This window comes from Streptomyces sp. M41(2017), assembly GCF_002078175.1.
In the GTDB taxonomy this organism is placed as follows: domain Bacteria; phylum Actinomycetota; class Actinomycetes; order Streptomycetales; family Streptomycetaceae; genus Streptomyces.
In genome coordinates this window covers 4,875,445-4,892,499 of sequence record NZ_MWFK01000001.1, presented here as the reverse complement: position 1 = coordinate 4,892,499, position 17,055 = coordinate 4,875,445, and the positions used below count along the sequence as shown (strand labels likewise).

The following is a 17,055-nucleotide window of genomic DNA, read 5'->3' as shown; positions in this document are numbered from 1 at the left end:
CGGAGGGGCGGCTGCCGTGATCGGCGGCCGCCCCTCCGGCGTGTGGTGGCGGCCCGCTCCACGCCCCTGTCCGGGCGCGGCGGTGTGCCGCCCGGCTCAGCGCTCGGTCACCTTGCCGTCCGCCACTTCCAGGCGGCGGGTCGTGCGGACCGCGTCGAGCATCCGGCGGTCGTGGGTGACCAGCAGGAGCGTGCCCTCGTACGAGTCCATCGCCGACTCCAGCTGCTCGATCGCCGGGAGGTCGAGGTGGTTGGTCGGTTCGTCCAGGACCAGCAGGTTGACGCCCCGGCCCTGGAGGAGGGCGAGGGCGGAACGGGTGCGCTCGCCCGGGGACAGGGTCGCCGCCGGACGCGTCACGTGGTCGGCCTTGAGCCCGAACTTGGCCAGCAAGGTGCGGACCTCGGCGGGTTCGGTGTCCGGCACGGCCGCGCCGAACGCGTCCATCAGCGACTCGGGGCCGTGGAAGAGCTTGCGGGCCTGGTCGACCTCGCCGACGACCACGCCGGAACCGAGGGTGGCGTGGCCCGCGTCGAGCGGCACCCGGCCGAGCAGGGCACCCAGCAGGGTCGACTTGCCCGCGCCGTTGGCCCCGGTCACGGCGACCCGGTCCGCCCAGTCGATCTGCAGGGTCGCCGGCCCGAAGGTGAAGCCGCCCCGCCGTACCTCGGCGTCCCGCAGGGTGGCCACGACCGCGCCCGAGCGCGGTGCCGCCGCGATCTCCATGCGCAGTTCCCACTCCTTGCGCGGCTCCTCGACCACGTCGAGACGCTCGATCATGCGCTGGGTCTGCCGGGCCTTGGCGGCCTGCTTCTCGCTGGCCTCGCTGCGGAACTTGCGGCCGAGCTTGTCGTTGTCGTTGCCCGCCTTGCGCCGGGCGTTCTTGACGCCCTTGTCCATCCAGCCGCGCTGCATCTGGGCGCGGCCTTCGAGGGCCGAGCGCTTGTCGGCGTACTCCTCGAAGTCCTCGCGGGCGTGCCGGCGCGCGGTGTCGCGCTCCTCCAGGTACGCCTCGTAGCCGCCGCCGTACAGGGTGATCTGCTGCTGGACGAGGTCGAGTTCGAGGACCTTGGTGACGGTGCGGGTGAGGAACTCGCGGTCGTGGCTGACGACGACGGTGCCCGCGCGCAGTCCGGAGACGAAGCGCTCCAGGCGCTCCAGACCGTCCAGGTCGAGGTCGTTGGTCGGCTCGTCGAGCAGGAAGACGTCGTAGCGGGACAGGAGCAGCGAGGCGAGTCCGGCGCGGGCCGCCTGGCCGCCGGACAGGGAGGTCATCGGCTGGTCGAGGCCGACGCCGAGGCCGAGGGTGTCGGCGACCTCGGCGGCGCGTTCGTCGAGGTCGGCGCCTCCGAGGTCGAGCCAGCGTTCCAGGCTGTTCGCGTAGGCGTCGTCCGCGCCGGGCGCTCCGTCGACGAGGGCCTGCGTCGCCTCGTCCATCACGCGCTGGGCCTCGTCCACGCCCGTGCGGCGCGCGAGGAAGTCCCGGACGGTCTCGCCCTCCCGCCGTTCCGGTTCCTGTGGCAGGTGTCCGACGGTCGCGGTCGGCGGGGAGAGCTTCAGCTCCCCCTCCTCCGGGGTGAGCAGACCGGCGAGCAGGCGCAGCAGGGTGGACTTGCCCGCGCCGTTGGCGCCGACGAGCCCGATCACGTCACCGGGAGCGACGACGAGGTCGAGTCCGGCGAAGAGGGCGCGGTCGCCGTGTCCGGCGGTGAGATTCTTGGCGACGAGGGTGGCAGTCATCAGGGGGCCGATTTTAACGGCCGTCCGTCGCGCCCCGCGCCGCCGACCGGGACGGGCCGCCGCGCCCACGCCGGCCCGCCCCGCAGGACCGGCGTTTCCGGGCGCCCGAGGGCCCCGGCACGCTGCCTCACCAGCGCCTCCCCACGGCCCCGGCCCGTCAGCCTTCCGGCCGGGGGGCATGGCTCCCGGCGGCTTGGCGGTACGGCCCGGCGGCATGGCCCGAGGGCCCGGCATCCCGGGCGGGGACGCCGACGAGTGGGGACGGCCGTGACCCCGGAATCCCGTGATCCCTAGGTCCCGAGATCCGGGGCGGATCGCTGCTTCCTCGCTCCGGGAAGCCCTTGGCGTTCCTGGTGCACTGCGTCGCGCCGGGCCGGGCCGGGGTCAGCGGGCCATCGCCTCGACCAGTACGCCCCCCGACGTCCGGGCCACGACGAACGACGCGCCTTTCACCGCCCGGGCCTCCAGCGGGATCCGGTGCCGCCCGGTTTCCAGGACGCCGTCGAAGACGTCGTGGGCGTGGCCCCGGCCGAGGCGGTCGAGCCGGTACGCGGTCAGCCGGACGCGGCAGGTCGAGGTGACCTCGATCCCGGCCTCGCCGTCGGCGGCGACCAGGCGGGTGAGGCGGCGCAGCTCCAGGGGGCCACGGTCCAGCGCGTGCTCGACCTGGGCGACCAGCAGCGGAACGATGGGCGCGAGCCCCTCGACGTGCGGTACCTCGATGGCCGCGGCGTCGAAGGCCTCCCGTACGGCGGCCCGTTCCGCCGCGCCGACGGACGGTCCGTACACCACCGCTCCGTAGACGCGCAGTTCGCCGGCCGGGACTCCGGTGGTGTCGCGCGCGATGTCGGCGCCGATGCCGATGGCGCGCAGGGCGGCGGCGAGCCTGGCGAGCAGGGCGACCCGGGGGCCGATCAGCAGGACGCGGGGGCGGTGGCCCGCGTCGGCGTCGGCGTCGAGGAGGGAGTTCAGTGCGGCGCGGTACTCCGTGCCGTGGAAGCGGAACGGCCCCATCCCGTGGTAGCCGTTGCGCTCCAGGTCGGGCCGCTCCCCCGTCTGCCAGGCGAAGTCGCGCCAGACGTAGTCGTCGTCCTCCCTCTCGATCAGGGCGGTGACGGCGCCGCACTCGATGCCCTCGCACTCGGGGCAGCCGTAGATGACGTGACGGCCGTCGGACAGCGGGGCGTCGGCCTCCAGCAGCAGGCCGCGCACCTGGGCGGTGAAGATGGCGGGCGGGACGTCGGAGGCCAGCGGGGACACCGCGTCGAGGTCGGAGAGCCGGAACAGCAGCGGGCGTCCGTCGACGACGAAGTCGACGAAGTCCCGGTGCACTTGGAAGTCACCGTTGGCGAGGACTTCACCGGCACGCATCGCCGGTGCCAGGCCGAAGGTCGCGTACTCGGCGGACATGCCCCGAGTATTCCCGCACGGGGACCGGTCCGAGCACGGCATGACACATTCCGCTAGCGTCCCCGCATGGAGCAGCCCGGGAACGACGAGGTGATCGTGGTCGGCAGCGGGGTCGTCGGTCTGACGACGGCCGTGGTACTGGCCGAGGCCGGACGGCGGGTCCGGGTGTGGACGCGGGAGCCCGCCGAGCGGACCACCTCGGCGGTCGCCGGAGCGCTGTGGTGGCCGTATCGCATCGAGCCGAAGGCCCGCGCCCGCGCGTGGGCGCTCACGTCCCTCACCGTGTACGAGGAGTTGGCGGTCCGGCCCGCCGAGACGGGCGTACGCGTGGTCGAGGGGGTGATGGGCGAGACGCGGCTGGACGAACTCGGCGACTGGGCGGCACGCGTGCCCGGGCTGCGCACGGCGACGGCGGAGGAGTACCCGGGGACGGCTCTGTGGGCACGGCTCCCGCTGATCGACATGCCCGTCCATCTGCGTCTGCTCCAGGACCGGCTCCTCGGGGCCGGCGGCACGATCGAGGAACGGGAGGTCAGGGACCTGTCCGAGGTACCGGCCGCGATCGTCGTCAACTGCACGGGCCTCGGGGCCCGTTCGCTCGTCCCGGACCCCGCCGTCCGGCCCGTGCGGGGGCAGCTCGTCATCGTGGAGAACCCGCGGGTACGCGACTGGCTCGTCTCCACGGACCCGGCGGCCGGGACGACGACGTACGTCTTCCCGCAGCCGGACCGGCTCGTCCTCGGCGGCACCACGGACGAGGACGACTGGTCGCGGGAGCCCGACCCGGAGGTGGCGGCGGCGATCGTCGAGCGGTGCGCGGCGCTGCGGCCCGAGGTCGCCGGGGCGCGGGTGCTCGACCACCGGGTGGGCCTGCGCCCGGTTCGGGAGGCGGTCCGGCTGGAGCGTGAAGTCCTCCCCGACGGGCGGGTGGTGGTGCACAACTACGGTCACGGGGGCGCCGGGGTCACCGTGGCGTGGGGGTGCGCGCGGGAGGCGGCCGGGCTCGTGGGCGCGGCCGCCTCCCGCTGAGAGCGGTCCTTCAGGCGCGGTGGGTCAGCGTCGCTCCCCCGGGACGCGGAGGGCGGCGCCGGGATCGCGTACGCCGTCGAGGACGGACGCGGCGGGGGCCGGAGCGGAGCCGGCGGTCGCCCGAGCGAAGGCCGCCGCGCCGCCGACGAGCGGGACGTGCGCGGACGTACGGGTCAGGTCGAGGGTCAGGGTCGGTGTGCTGGACGGCGGGTCGATGAGGTCCTTGTCGGTGCCCGCGACGATCAGCGCGAGGCGGTGCCCCTTCGGGACGACGTGGTCGGTCGCCGCGAGGTCGAGAGTGGTCGTGTAGGCCTTGCCGGGTGTGAGCGGGACGCCGTGGCCCGGGGCGCGGTGGCCGAGGTCGGCCCAGCCACGGCTCAGGACGGTGAAGTCGACGTCCGCCGTGGCGGCCTCGGTCGCCAGGTAGCAGGCGCTGTCGCCCGCGGTGCTCGCGCCCCAGCAGGTGCGGCCGGTGAGCGTGGTGATGCCCTCGCCCGGGCCCGCGTAGTCGCGGACGGTGTCCGGTCCGAGGTCGACCAGGACCGCGGAGAGATGGGCCGTCGAGGTGGTGGGGGTCGCGGTGACGGTGACCCGGGAGGAGCCGGAGAGCCGCAGGTCGCGGGTGAGCGGCCCGGTGGTGAAGCCCGCCTTCTCCGGGGTCGGCCGGTCGATGTGCGCGGCCCAGTCGGTCTCGTTCAGCGCCGGGTCGTCGGTGAAGGTCTCCGTCCCCGACCCCTTCCGGAGTGCGAGGGTGCCGACGCCCGCCCGGGTGCCCGTGCCCGGGCGCAGGGTGGTCGCCGTGGTGGTGCGGGGCGGCCAGAGCGTCGAGGTGGTCCACTGGTCGGGGTGGCGTTCGATGTCGGCCATCGGCTCGTCGTCGATGCCGTTGTCGTAGCCGAGGAGTTCATGGTCGAACCAGCGGTGGAGGGTGTCGACGAAGGCGGCACGGCGGAAGTCGAAGGGGTCGACGTGGCCGGTCTGGGAGAGCCAGATCTTGCGCTCGACACCGTGCCGGGCGAGGGCGTCCCACCACTGGCCGAAGTTCTTCGTGCGGACGTTGAGGTCCTGCATGCCGTGGACGAGGAACACGCTGGCGCGCACCTTCGAGGCGTCCTTGACGTAGTCGCGCTCGGTCCACAGCGGCGTCCAGTCGCCGGTGCGCGGGGCCCCGTCCACCAACTTCTGCTGGACCGCGGCGCACTTGGCGCGCGCGTCGGGACTGTCCACGTAGCCGGAGAGCCAGTCGGGGCCGGAGTCGTAGAGCGGGGCGCCCTGGGCGAAGTAGTAGTCGTACCAGGAGGAGATGGCGCTGATCGGCACGATGGTCTTCAGGCCCTTGACGCCGGTGGCGGCGACCCCGTTGGCGATGGTGCCGTCCCAGCTCTTGCCGATCATGCCCGTACTGCCGTCCGTCCAGCTCGCCTTGGCGGTGTCGGCGCCGGTGCGGGTGGTGTATCCGCGGGCCCGGCCGTTCAGCCAGTCCACGACCGCCTTGGCCGACCGCACGTCGGAGCGGCCGCCCACGTCGACGCAACCGTCGGACCGGTTGGTGCCGGCGAGGTCGACCCCGACGAAGGCGTAGCCGCGCGGGACGAAGTAATTGTCGTAGAACAGGGGCATCTGGACGACGTGGCCGTTCGCGTCGTACGTCTTCAACTGGCTCTCGTTGCCGCGCCCGCAGCACGAGTAGTAGGGGCTGGCGTCCATGATGACGGGGACTTTGCGGCCCTGCCGGGCGGGTTCGCGGGGGCGGACGATGTCGACGGCGACCCGGTCGGGCTTTCCGTCGCTGTCACCGTCGAGCCCGGTGTCGACCCAGACGGACTCCCGGATCGCGTTCTCGTACGAGTAGACCGGGGTGCTCTCGCGCGGGGCGCCGTGTGCGGCGGTGGGGGCGAGGAACGCGGCCATCAGGGCGGCCACGGCGGCCGTCGCGAGCGATCTCCAGGTCGTGAAGCGCATGCGGCGCACGGGTATCGGCATGCGCGGAAGGTACCCCGGTCAACTCCCGTGCAAAAGAGGGGAGATGAGCGACGGGCGGGGCGGGCCGTCACATGTCGGCCGAATGGCGATCGTGTGACAGGGGTGGCCGTGGACATGACCGGGGCCACAGGGACTCAATAGGCTCCGGACAGACTTCATGCCCCCACGACTTGGAGCCCCACGTGCACCGCAGACTCATCGCCCCGGGCGCCCTGGCCGCCTCCCTGCTGCTGGCGATCCCGGCATCGGCGGCAGGTTACACACCCGGAGCACCGGGCATCGGCGACCCCTACTACCCGGCCTACGGCAACGGCGGATACGACGTCTCCCACTACGACCTGCGGCTCACGTACCAGCCGCGGACGGACGAACTGGAGGGCACGGCGACCCTGCTGGCGACGACCACGCAGGACCTGTCCCGGTTCGATCTGGACTTCCTGCTCGACGTGAGCGAGGTCCGGGTCAACGGCGCGAAGGCCTCGTTCGAGACGTCGGGTGAGCACGAGCTGGAGATCACCCCGGCGAAACCGCTCGCCAAGGGCACGCCGGTGACGGTCGTCGTCCGGTACAGCGGGGTGCCGTCCACGAAGTCCGCGTACGGCTTCTCGACCTGGCACCGGACGCCGGACGGCGCGGTCGCCGCGGACGAGCCCGAGTCGGCGTGGTGGTGGTACCCGAGCAACGACCACCCGCTCGACAAGGCGACGTACGACGTGTCGGTGGCGGTGCCGGACGGCACCCAGGCGATCTCCAACGGCACGCTCCAGTCGTCGAGTTCACGGCTGGGCTGGACCCGCTACAACTGGCGGTCGAACAAGCCGCAGGCGACGTACCTGACGACGCTCGCGGTCGGGAGGTTCGACATCACGACGGGTACGTCCGACGGCGGCGTCCCGGTCGTCAACGCCTACAGCAAGGACCTCGGGGACAACGACGGCGCGGCGCGCGCCAGTGTCGAGCGGACCGGCGAACTCGTCGACTGGCTGAGCGGCTACTTCGGGCCGTATCCGTTCGGCTCCGCGGGCGGATACGTCCCCGACACCACGACCGGCTACGCGCTGGAGACGCAGACGCGGGTGTACTACAGCCCCCGCCAGTTCGCGAACGGCTCCAACACCTCCGTGGTGGTGCACGAGTTGGCGCACCAGTGGTACGGCGACGACGTGTCGCTGAAGGGCTGGAAGGACATCTGGATCAACGAGGGCTTCGCGCGGTACGCGCAGTGGCTCTGGTCGGAGCACGAGGGCGAGGGCACCGCGCAGGAACTCGCGGACTACACCTACGCCTCCCACCCGGCGGACGACGCGTTCTGGACGGTCGCGCCCGGAGACCCCGGGGCGGAGAACCAGTTCGACACGGCGGTCTACGACCGGGGCGCGCTGGCGGTGCAGGCCCTGCGCAACGAGGTCGGGGACAACGCCTTCTTCGCCGTCCTGAAGGGGTGGCCGAAGGAGCACGCGTACGGGAACGCGTCGGTCGACGACTTCCGGACGTTCGCCGAACGCGTCTCCGGGCGGTCGCTCGCCGCGCTCTTCGACATCTGGCTCTTCCAGCCGTCGAAGCCCGCGGCTCCGGCGGCGCGGGGTGCGGGTCTCGCCAAGTCCGCGGAAACGGCCGCCCGGGGTTCGGTGCCCCGTCCCAGGTCCTGGAAGAAGATCGCGGCGACCGACACGGTCCACGCCGGCACGGCCCGCGGGCGCTGAGGAGACCGGCCGGACGGACTCACCGACCGGCGGTGGCGCCCCGCGCAGGGGTTCGGGGCGCCCACTCCGTCGTCGGTGCGAACCGGTACCCGACCGCACAGTCCCGGCCGCTCCGCCGCTTCACGCGGTCACGCCGGGTAGGCCTTCTCCCACTCCGCCGCCCGGGAGACCAGTTCAGCGTGGCTGACGGCCTCGGCCCGGGTCGAGGGCACGGTGCAGGCGTGGGCGCCTGCCAGCGCGCCGTACAGGGCGCAGCGGCCGAGCGGCTCCCCGGTCAGCCGGCCGAAGAGGAATCCGGCGGCGAACGCGTCCCCGGCGCCGTTGGAGTCGACGACGGGCGCCGGGGGCGGTACCGCGGGGACGTGGACGAGTTCGTCCCTGGCCAGCAGGTACGCGCCCTCGGCGCCCGCCGTGGCGACGACCACCTCGGCCCGGCCCCGCTCCCTGACGCGCCGCATGGTCCGCTCGGGGTCGGCGAGCGCGGTGGTGGAGACGAACACGATGTCGGCGGCGTACGCGAACGGCTCGTGGTACGGGTTCTCGCCGTCCCAGTTGTGCAGGTCGGTCGACAGGGTCACCCCGGCCTCCCGGAGGGCCGGCAGGGTGTGCGCGCAGGGGTGGGTGATGGACACGTGGGCGTGCCGGCTCGCCCCGGCCAGCTCCCGCACCATCGGCTCCGGGAACCGGTCGGCCTCCCGTGAGCGGGTGTCGTCGTACAGGGACAGCCGCCGCCCGTCGGGGCCGACGAGGTTGACCGCCCGCTTGGTGCCGGCGGGCTGGGGCACCGTGGTGAGCGGGATGCCCCGGTCGCGGTGCAGGGCCCGGACGAGGTCGCCCTCCGGATCGTCACCGAGCAGGTCGAGGTGGTGCGTGCGCAGGCCCAGCTCGTGCAGCCCGAGGGCCACGAAGTCCCCGGTCTGTCCGGCCCGTGTCTCGATCCCGGGGCGGATCATGTGACTGTCGGCGTACGGAAGGGGCAGCTCGGGCACGTGCACGATGGTGTCCACGCCCGCACCGCCGAGGACGAGGACGTCGATGTCGCGGCTCATGACTCTCCCTGTCGGATGCGACCAGCGAGTCAAGCAGGCCAGGACGATCCCTGCAAGGAGTTGCGCAAGGTTCCGCAACTCCTTGCGGCGGTGCGGCGCTTGACGGCCGCGTCACGCCCGCGCGGCCGCCCGCAGGTCCCCGTGGTCGTACACCGTCACAGCCAGCCCACGGCTCACCAGACGCGCCACGACGAGCGGTTCCACCCGGTCCCATCTGCCGCCGGCCAGGCCGCAGCCGATGCGGGGCATGTGCACGGACGCCCCGAGCCCGACCGCCTTGTCCGCCAGCAGCCCGAGCGCGGTGTCGATGGCCTCGTAGCGCACGGGGACACCCTTGCTGCCGGTGCGTATCCCCCGCTGGCCGACCAGGTTCGCCACCCACAGGTCCTGTCCGACCTGCACGAACTGGGCGGCGCCCAGGCCGAAGTCGTTGCCCGCGCGGGCGCGGTGCCACGCGCGGTACGCGGCCTCCGGCTCCGGCCAGCGCTGGGAGAGGGCCAGCACGAAACCCTTCCCCCAGCCCCCCAGGTCGTTGCAGACATGGGCGATGACCTTGACGCCCTTGACCGACGGAGCGGTGGCATCACCCCGGACATAGCTGATCCCCGACATGACGCCACCGTAGAGGCGACCACTGACAGTGGCCCCGGCCCCGCCTCCCGTCCGTTACTTCGTCAGGCCGCTCAGTTCCTCGTCCTGGGTCTTCGTGACCCGGCGGCGGACGCCGAACCAGCCGGCGACGAGCAGGACGGCGATCACGGGGACGAGGAGGAGGGTCTTGCGGCCGACCTCGGGGTCGTTCCACATCAGGCCGAGGACGGCCACCAGGAAGGCGATGGTGACGATCTCGGTCACCGGGCTGCCGCGCAGCCGGAACGAGGGACGGGTCACCAGACCCTCCTTGGCCCGGCGGACGAACACCAGGTGGCAGATCATGATGATCACCCAGGTGCTGATGATGCCGAGCGACGCCACGTTCAGGACGATCTCGAAGGCCTGGCTCGGCATGAGGTAGTTCAGGACGACACCGAGCACGCACACCGCGCAGGTGAGCAGGATGCCGCCGTACGGGACCTGGCTGCGGTTCATCTTCGCGGTGAACCGGGGTGCCGAGCCCGCCATGGCCATGGAGCGCAGGATGCGGCCGGTCGAGTACAGGCCGGAGTTCAGGGACGACATGGCCGCCGTGAGGACGACGAGGTTCATCACGTCACCGGCCGCCGGCACGCCGATCTTCGACAGGACGGTGACGAACGGGCTCTGGTCGGCCGTGTAGACCGAGCCCGGCAGCAGCAGGGCCAGCAGGACGACCGATCCGACGTAGAACACGCCGACGCGCCACATGATCGAGTTCACCGCCCGCGGGACGACCTTCTCGGGCTCCTCGGTCTCACCGGCGGCGACGCCGACCAGCTCCAGCGCGGCGTACGCGAAGATCACGCCCTGCATCACGAGGACGACCGGCATCATGCCGTGCGGCAGGAGCCCGCCGTGGTCGGTGACCAGGCCCGGACCCGGCGTGTGGCCGCCGACCTCGTGCTGCGTGGCGAGCAGGAAGATACCGATCAGCATGAAGCCGACGAGGGTGGCGACCTTGATGATCGCGAACCAGAACTCCATCTCGCCGAAGATCTTCACCGAGATCAGGTTCACGGCGAGCACCACCGCGAGGGCGATCAGCGCCAGGGCCCACTGCGGGATGTCGGTGAAGAAGCTCCAGTAGTGGGTGTAGAGCGCGATCGCGGTGATGTCGGCGATCCCGGTCGTCGACCAGTTGAGGAAGTACATCCACCCGGCGACGTACGCGCCCTTCTCGCCGAGGAACTCACGGGCGTACGAGACGAAGGACCCGGAGGAGGGCCGGTAGAGCACGAGCTCGCCGAGGGCGCGGACCACGAAGAAGGCGAAGGCGCCGCATACGAGGTAGGCGACGGCGAGGGCGGGACCCGCGTCGTGCAGGCGGCCTCCGGCGCCGAGGAAGAGCCCCGTGCCGATCGCGCCACCGATGGCGATCATGTTGACGTGGCGGGCCTTGAGGCCCTTGCTGTAACCGGCGTCGCCCGCGTCGGCGGGCGACTGGGTCGCACCGGTGCGGGAGGCGGCCCCGGCCGTGTCTACGGCGTCCTTGCTCACGGGTGGATCTACCTTCTGGTGCGCCCCGGCACACGGGGTGCGCGGGTTTCCGGATGTGCCGGGTCCGTGCCGTCTCCGACCGTGCGCGGACCAAGGCGCCGCCTGCCCAGGAGGATCACCTCCCATGCGGTGGCACGCGTCACATCAGGGAACTTCTCACCCGGCGATCACAGGACACACGGTTTGTGACGGGCGTGTGGGCCCGCGCCGACAGGCATGTGCGGCCCGCGCCGGGCCGCCGTCACGTCACGCGGCCGAGTCACCCGGCCGGGCCGCGGCCCGGCCGGGTGCCGTCACCACGTCCGGCCGAGTCCGGTCACCCCACCCGGCCGGTTCGGTCACCCTCCATGACGGATCCGTCACCGTGCGCGCGGCGCGGGTCCCTCGCCCTGCGCACTCCCCCGTCCTGAGCGATCCCCCTCCCGCCGGTCCCGGGCAATCGCTTTCACAACACTGGTGGGACAGCAATACTGTTGCACCGCGCGGTCACCGGTCCGCCGGAGCGCGCGGTACGACGCGAGAGGCGAGGACCTGCCATGACGACGGACACCGGGGAGCCCACGCTCACGGTCGACGAGCTGGCCGCACGGGCGGGTGTCACGGTCCGCACGGTCCGCTTCTACAGCGCCCGGGGCCTGCTGCCGCCTCCGGTGATCGGACCTCGCCGTGTCGGCCACTACAGCCAGGAGCACCTGGCGCGGCTCGCCCTCATCGAGGAGTTGCAGCACCGGGGCATGACGCTGGCCGCGATCGAGCGCCACCTCACGCAGCTGCCGCCCGGCCTCAGTGCGCACGATCTCGCCATCCACCGTGCCGTGGTCGCCTCCTGGGCGCCCGACGCGACGGAGGAGGTGACCCGTGCGGAACTGGAGCGGCGGGCCGGGCGTCCCCTCGACGACGAGGACCTGGAACGGCTCACCGCGATGGGCGTCGTCGAGCGGGCCGGTGACACCGTGCGGCTGGACCCCGGGCTGCTGCGGCTCGGCGTCGAGTTGCTCGACGTGCCCCTCGCGCACGAGACGATCCTCGCCGCCCGGACCGTCCTGCTGGAGCACTCACGGGCGGCGGCCCACGAGCTGTCCACCCTCCTGCGGGAAGCGGTGGGCGACCGCGAGTCCGTGGCGGCCGTGAAATCGCTGTCGGCCCACATGCAGCCGCTGGTGGTGCAGGCGCTGCTCACCACGTTCCAGCGGTCGCTGAAGGAGGAGCTGCGGGAGTGGCTCAAGGAGACCTGACCGGGCTCCGCGCGGAACGCCCCCTCGCGGCGACGCGAGGGTGCGGGCCCGGCCGGAAAGGCGGACCGCCGGTTCACCGGCGGCCGGTGGGCCGCCCCTCGCAGCGCGTCCCCGTGCCACGGGGTGACGGGTCACCCCGTGGCACGGGCCCGGGTCAGCCGGCGTCGGTGAAGCGCTCGCCCTTCTCCGCCTTCTCGACCAGCAGCGCCGGCGGGGTGAACCGGTCGCCGTAGCGCTCGGCCAACTGCCGTGCGCGGGCCACGAATCCGGCCGGTCCGGTGCCGGTGGCACCCTCGTAGCCGTTGACGTACTGCAGGACGCCGCCGGTCCAGCCGGGGAAACCGATGCCGAAGACGGATCCGATGTTGGCGTCGGCGACGGAGGTCAGGACGCCTTCCTCCAGGAGCCGGACGGTGTCCAGCGCCTCGGAGAAGAGCATGCGCTCCTTCATGTCCTCGAACGGGATCTCGTGCCCGGGCCGGGTGAAGTGCTCGCGCAGACCCGGCCACAGCCGACCGCGCCTGCCGTCCTCCCCGTACTCGTAGAAACCGGCGCCGCCGCTGCGCCCGGGGCGGCCGAACTCGTCGACCATGCGGTCGATGACGGCCTCCGCCGGATGCGTCTCCCAGGTGCCGCCCGCCTCCTCGACGGCCTGCTGCGACTCCTTGCGGATCTTGCGCGGCAGGGTGAGTGTCAGCTCGTCCATCAGCGAGAGGACCTTGGCGGGATAGCCGGCCTGGGCGGCGGCCTGCTCGACGGAGGCGGGCTCGATGCCCTCGCCGACCATCGCCACACCCTCGTTGATGAACTGCCCGATGACACGGGAGGTGAAGAAGCCGCGCGAGTCGTTGACGACGATCGGGGTCTTCCTGATCTGCCGTACGAGGTCGAAGGCGCGGGCGAGCGCCTCGTCACCGGTGCGTTCGCCCTTGATGATCTCGACCAGCGGCATCTTGTCGACGGGCGAGAAGAAGTGCAGGCCGATGAAGTCCTCCTGCCGCTCGACGCCCTCCGCGAGCGCGGTGATCGGCAGGGTGGAGGTGTTGGAGCAGAGCAGCGCGTCGGGTTCGACGACGCTCTGGATCTCCTGGAACACCTTGTGCTTGAGCGAGGTGTCCTCGAAGACGGCCTCGATGACGGCGTCGCAGCCGGCGAGGTCGTTCGGGTCGGCGGTGGGCGTGATGCGGGCGAGCAGGGCGTCGGCCTTCTCCTGGGTCGTCCGTCCCCGGGAGACCGCCTTGGCGCACAGCTTCTCGGAGTACGCCCGACCCTTGGCCGCGGCCTCCGCCGTCACGTCCTTCAGGACGACGTCGATGCCCGCGCGGGCGCACGAGTAGGCGATGCCCGCGCCCATCATGCCCGCGCCGAGCACGGCGACCTTGCGGACCGGGCGCGACTCGATGCCCTGGGGCCTGTTCGCGCCGGAGTTGACGGCCTGGAGGTCGAAGAAGAACGCCTGGATCATGTTCTTCGAGGTCTGGCCCGCGGCCAGCTCCACGAAGTAGCGGGCCTCGATGACCTGGGCCGTCTCGAAGTCGACCTGGGAGCCCTCGACGGCGGCGGCGAGGATGCTGCGCGGGGCCGGGTAGGGCGCGCCATTGGTCTGCTTGCGCAGGTTGGCCGGGAACGCGGGCAGGTTGGCCGCGAACTTCGGGTTGGCCGGGGTGCCCCCCGGGATGCGGTAGCCCGGCTTGTCGTAGGGCTGCTGGGACTCGGGGTTGGCGTCGATGAAGGCGCGCGCCTTGGCGACCAGTTCCTCGGGGTCGGCGGCGACCTCGTGGACGAGGCCGTTCTCCCGGGCGCGTGTCGCGTTGTACTGCGTGCCCTGGAGGAGGACCTTCAGCAGGGCGTCGGCGATGCCCAGCAGCCGTACGGTGCGCACGACTCCGCCGCCTCCGGGGAGCAGGCCCAGGGTGACCTCGGGGCAGCCGATCTTGGTGCCGGGGGTGTCGACGGCGACCCGGTGGTGGCAGGCGAGGGCGAGCTCGAAGCCGCCGCCCAGGGCGGCGCCGTTGATCGCGGCGACGACCGGCTTGCCCAGGGTCTCGATGCGGCGCAGGTTCCGCTTGATGGCGAGGCCGCCGTCGAAGAGGTCCTGGGCGGTCGCCGGGGTGACGCGGATGAGGTCGCGCAGGTCGCCGCCCGCGAAGAAGGTCTTCTTGGCGGAGGTGAAGATCACGCCCCGGATCGAGTCCTTCTCGGCCTCCAGGCGGTCGGTGATCGCGGCGAGGGAGGCGCGGAACGCCTGGTTCATCGTGTTCGCGGACTGGTTGGGGTCGTCGAGGACGAGGGTGACGACGCCGGTCTCGTCCTGTTCCCAGCGGATGGTGGTGGGCTCAGTGCTCATCAGGGGATGCTCCGTAGATCCGTGATCCGTTGGGAAGGTCAGACGCGCTCGACGATCGTGGCGATGCCCATGCCGCCGCCCACGCACAGGGTGGCGAGGCCGTACCGCTTGTCCTGGCGTTCCAGTTCGTCGACGAGGGTGCCGAGGATCATCGCGCCGGTGGCGCCGAGGGGGTGGCCCAGCGCGATGGCGCCGCCGTTGACGTTGACCTTGTCCAGCGACAGGCCCATGTCCTTCACGAAGCGCAGGACGACGGCGGCGAAGGCCTCGTTGATCTCGACGAGGTCGATGTCGTCGATGGTCAGGCCGGCCTTGGCGAGCGCCTTGCGGGTGGCGGGCGCGGGCCCGGTGAGCATGATGGTGGGCTCGGAGCCGGAGACGGCGGCGGAGACGATCCGCGCGCGGGGGGTGAGGCCGTAGCGCTCGCCGACCTCGCGGGAGCCGATGGCGACGAGCGAGGCGCCGTCGACGATGCCCGAGGAGTTGCCCGCGTGGTGGACGTGGTCGATCGCCTCGACCCAGTGGTACTTCTGCAGGGCCACGGCGTCGAATCCGCCCAGGTCGCCGATGTCGGCGAACGACGGCTTCAGCTTGGCGAGGGAGTCGGCGGTGGTGCCGGGCCGCAGGAACTCGTCGTGGTCGAGGACGGTGAGGCCGGCGCGGTCCTTGACCGGGACGACGGACCGCTCGAACCGGCCGTCCTTCACGGCGGCGGCGGCACGCTCCTGCGAGAGGGCCGCGTACTCGTCGACGTCGCGGCGGGAGAAGCCCTCGATGGTGGCGATGAGGTCGGCGCCGATGCCCTGCGGCACGAAGTTGGTGGCCAGGTTGGTCATCGGGTCGGCGAACCAGGCGCCGCCGTCCGAGGCCATGGGCACCCGCGACATCGACTCGACGCCGCCCGCGAGGACCAGGTCCTCCCAGCCCGAACGGATCTTCATCGCCGCGAGGTTGACGGCTTCCAGGCCCGAGGCGCAGAAGCGGTTCTCCTGGACGCCGGCCACGGTGTCGGGCAGGCCCGCCGCGATCGCGGAGATACGGGCGATGTCGGAGCCCTGGTCGCCGACCGGGCCGACGACACCGAGGACGATGTCGTCGATGGCGGCCGGGTCGAGGTCCGGGAAGCGGCGCTGCACCTCGTGGATGAGCCCGACGACCAGGTCGATGGGCTTGGTGCCGTGCAGGGCGCCGTTCTGCTTGCCGCGGCCGCGCGGGGTGCGGATCGCGTCGTACACGTACGCTTCGGTGCTCACTGGTAAGCCTTTCGGGGAGGGTTAGCCGAGCAGGGAACGGCCGATGATCTCCTTCATGATCTCGGTGGTCCCGCCGTAGATGGTCTGGATGCGTCCGTCGGTGAAGGCCCGGGCGACCCGGTATTCCGTCATGTAGCCGTAGCCGCCGTGCAGTTGCAGGCAGCGGTCGGCGACCCGCTTCTGGAGTTCGGTGGCCCACCACTTGGCCATCGAGGCGTGCACCGCGTCGAGTTCGCCGTCGGAGTGGTCGACGATGCAGCGGTCGAGGAAGGTGCGGGTGACGGCGCACTCGGTGGCCATCTCGGCTATCTCGAAGCGGATGTGCTGGAGCTTGGCGAGCGGCCGGCCGAACGCCTCGCGCTCCTTCACGTACTCGGTGGTGATCTCCAGCAGGTGTTCGGCGCCCGCGATGGCGGCGACGGCGATCCCCATGCGTTCCTGCGCGAGGTTCGTCATCAGGTGGACGAACGCGCCGTTCGGCTCGCCGAGGAGGTTCTCCTTGGGCACGCGCACGTCGTGGAAGAACAACTCGGCGGTGTCCTGGGACTTCTGGCCGATCTTGTCGAGGTTGCGGCCCCGCTCGAAGCCCTCGGCGCCGCGCTCCACGACGAGCAGGGACAGTCCGTGCGCGCCGCCCTCGGGGGTGGTCCGGGCGACGACGATCACCAGGTCGGCGAGGATGCCGTTGGAGATGAACGTCTTGGAGCCGTTGAGCAGGAAGTGGTCGCCCCTGTCCTCGGCGTGGGTCGTGATGCCCTGGAGGTCGGATCCGGCGCCGGGTTCGGTCATGGCGATCGCGGTGACGAGCGAGCCGTCGCAGAAGCCGGGCAGCCAGCGCCGCTTCTGGTCCTCGGTGGCGAGGCCGGTGAGATAGGGGCCGATGATGTCGTTGTGCAGGCCGACGGCGAGACCGGCGGCTCCCGCGCGGGTGAACTCCTCGGCGAGGACGGCGCTGTAGCGGAAGTCCGCGTTGCCGCCGCCCCCGTACTCCTCGGGTACGGCGAGCCCGAGCAGGCCCTGCCGGCCGGCGGCCCGCCAGGCCTCGCGCGAGACGATGCCGTCCTTCTCCCACTGTTCGTAGTGGGGCAGCACCTCCTTGGCGAGGAAGGTGCGGACGGTCTCGCGGAACGCGTCGTGCTCGGCGGTGAAGATCTGCCGCTTCATGCGGGAACGGCC

General features: G+C 72.1%; 12 protein-coding genes. 3 read left to right on the top strand and 9 right to left on the bottom strand.

Annotation, left to right across the window (positions count from 1 at the left end; genetic code table 11):
• Window positions 1-96: 96 nt before the first annotated feature.
• On the bottom strand, window positions 97-1,737 hold the full coding sequence (locus tag B0675_RS21340) for an ABC-F family ATP-binding cassette domain-containing protein (RefSeq protein WP_081220410.1): 1,641 nt from the start codon (window positions 1,735-1,737) through the stop codon (window positions 97-99).
• A gap of 384 nt (window positions 1,738-2,121) precedes the next feature.
• Window positions 2,122-3,147, bottom strand: a complete 1,026-nt coding sequence (locus B0675_RS21335; RefSeq protein WP_081220409.1) for an oxidoreductase — start codon at window positions 3,145-3,147, stop codon at window positions 2,122-2,124.
• A gap of 66 nt (window positions 3,148-3,213) precedes the next feature.
• On the opposite strand from B0675_RS21335, the gene B0675_RS21330 reads away from it, so the two are divergent.
• A complete protein-coding gene (locus tag B0675_RS21330; RefSeq protein ID WP_081220408.1) occupies window positions 3,214-4,176 on the top strand; it encodes an FAD-dependent oxidoreductase in 963 nt (320 codons plus the stop codon).
• Window positions 4,177-4,200: 24 nt separating this feature from the next.
• On the opposite strand, the gene B0675_RS21325 is transcribed toward B0675_RS21330, so the two are convergent.
• Window positions 4,201-6,159: a Xaa-Pro dipeptidyl-peptidase gene (locus tag B0675_RS21325; RefSeq protein ID WP_081220407.1), complete on the bottom strand. Its 1,959-nt coding sequence runs from the start codon at window positions 6,157-6,159 to the stop codon at window positions 4,201-4,203.
• A gap of 182 nt (window positions 6,160-6,341) precedes the next feature.
• Between B0675_RS21325 and B0675_RS21320 the strand changes: the two genes are divergently transcribed.
• Window positions 6,342-7,862, top strand: a complete 1,521-nt coding sequence (locus B0675_RS21320; RefSeq protein ID WP_081220406.1) for a M1 family metallopeptidase — start codon at window positions 6,342-6,344, stop codon at window positions 7,860-7,862.
• 128 nt (window positions 7,863-7,990) lie between these two features.
• Here the strand turns inward: B0675_RS21320 and B0675_RS21315 are convergent, their stop codons facing one another.
• The 3 genes from B0675_RS21315 to B0675_RS21305 all read right to left on the bottom strand — a co-directional run bounded on the left by B0675_RS21315 (window position 7,991) and on the right by B0675_RS21305 (window position 11,044).
• Window positions 7,991-8,911, bottom strand: a complete 921-nt coding sequence (locus B0675_RS21315; RefSeq protein ID WP_081220405.1) for an adenosine kinase — start codon at window positions 8,909-8,911, stop codon at window positions 7,991-7,993.
• A gap of 111 nt (window positions 8,912-9,022) precedes the next feature.
• Window positions 9,023-9,523, bottom strand: a complete 501-nt coding sequence (locus tag B0675_RS21310; protein ID WP_081220404.1) for a macro domain-containing protein — start codon at window positions 9,521-9,523, stop codon at window positions 9,023-9,025.
• Window positions 9,524-9,577: 54 nt separating this feature from the next.
• Window positions 9,578-11,044 (bottom strand): amino acid permease, encoded by a 1,467-nt coding sequence (locus tag B0675_RS21305; RefSeq protein WP_081220403.1) that lies wholly within the window; start codon window positions 11,042-11,044, stop codon window positions 9,578-9,580.
• A 536-nt stretch (window positions 11,045-11,580) separates the two neighbouring features.
• Between B0675_RS21305 and B0675_RS21300 the strand changes: the two genes are divergently transcribed.
• Entirely contained in the window at window positions 11,581-12,279 is a 699-nt protein-coding gene (locus B0675_RS21300; protein ID WP_081220402.1) for a MerR family transcriptional regulator, read from the top strand.
• A 154-nt stretch (window positions 12,280-12,433) separates the two neighbouring features.
• On the opposite strand, the gene B0675_RS21295 is transcribed toward B0675_RS21300, so the two are convergent.
• The 3 genes from B0675_RS21295 to B0675_RS21285 are packed head-to-tail and all read right to left on the bottom strand — an operon-like array spanning window position 12,434 to window position 17,043.
• A complete protein-coding gene (locus B0675_RS21295) occupies window positions 12,434-14,626 on the bottom strand; it encodes a 3-hydroxyacyl-CoA dehydrogenase NAD-binding domain-containing protein (protein WP_081220401.1) in 2,193 nt (730 codons plus the stop codon).
• A gap of 38 nt (window positions 14,627-14,664) precedes the next feature.
• On the bottom strand, window positions 14,665-15,879 hold the full coding sequence (locus B0675_RS21290) for an acetyl-CoA C-acetyltransferase (RefSeq protein ID WP_081220400.1): 1,215 nt from the start codon (window positions 15,877-15,879) through the stop codon (window positions 14,665-14,667).
• 21 nt (window positions 15,880-15,900) lie between these two features.
• A complete protein-coding gene (locus tag B0675_RS21285) occupies window positions 15,901-17,043 on the bottom strand; it encodes an acyl-CoA dehydrogenase family protein (RefSeq protein WP_081220399.1) in 1,143 nt (380 codons plus the stop codon).
• Window positions 17,044-17,055: the final 12 nt, after the last annotated feature.

Excerpts from the sequence above, each read along its gene's own strand:
- B0675_RS21310 (WP_081220404.1), bottom strand. The coding sequence starts at position 9,523 with ATGTCGGGGATCAGCTATGTCCGGGGTGATGCCACCGCTCCGTCGGTC.
- B0675_RS21330 (WP_081220408.1), top strand. The coding sequence starts at position 3,214 with ATGGAGCAGCCCGGGAACGACGAGGTGATCGTGGTCGGCAGCGGGGTC.
- B0675_RS21285 (WP_081220399.1), bottom strand. The coding sequence starts at position 17,043 with ATGAAGCGGCAGATCTTCACCGCCGAGCACGACGCGTTCCGCGAGACC.
- B0675_RS21340 (WP_081220410.1), bottom strand. The coding sequence starts at position 1,737 with ATGACTGCCACCCTCGTCGCCAAGAATCTCACCGCCGGACACGGCGAC.
- B0675_RS21315 (WP_081220405.1), bottom strand. The coding sequence starts at position 8,911 with ATGAGCCGCGACATCGACGTCCTCGTCCTCGGCGGTGCGGGCGTGGAC.
- B0675_RS21325 (WP_081220407.1), bottom strand. The coding sequence starts at position 6,159 with ATGCCGATACCCGTGCGCCGCATGCGCTTCACGACCTGGAGATCGCTC.
- B0675_RS21335 (WP_081220409.1), bottom strand. The coding sequence starts at position 3,147 with ATGTCCGCCGAGTACGCGACCTTCGGCCTGGCACCGGCGATGCGTGCC.
- B0675_RS21300 (WP_081220402.1), top strand. The coding sequence starts at position 11,581 with ATGACGACGGACACCGGGGAGCCCACGCTCACGGTCGACGAGCTGGCC.
- B0675_RS21295 (WP_081220401.1), bottom strand. The coding sequence starts at position 14,626 with ATGAGCACTGAGCCCACCACCATCCGCTGGGAACAGGACGAGACCGGC.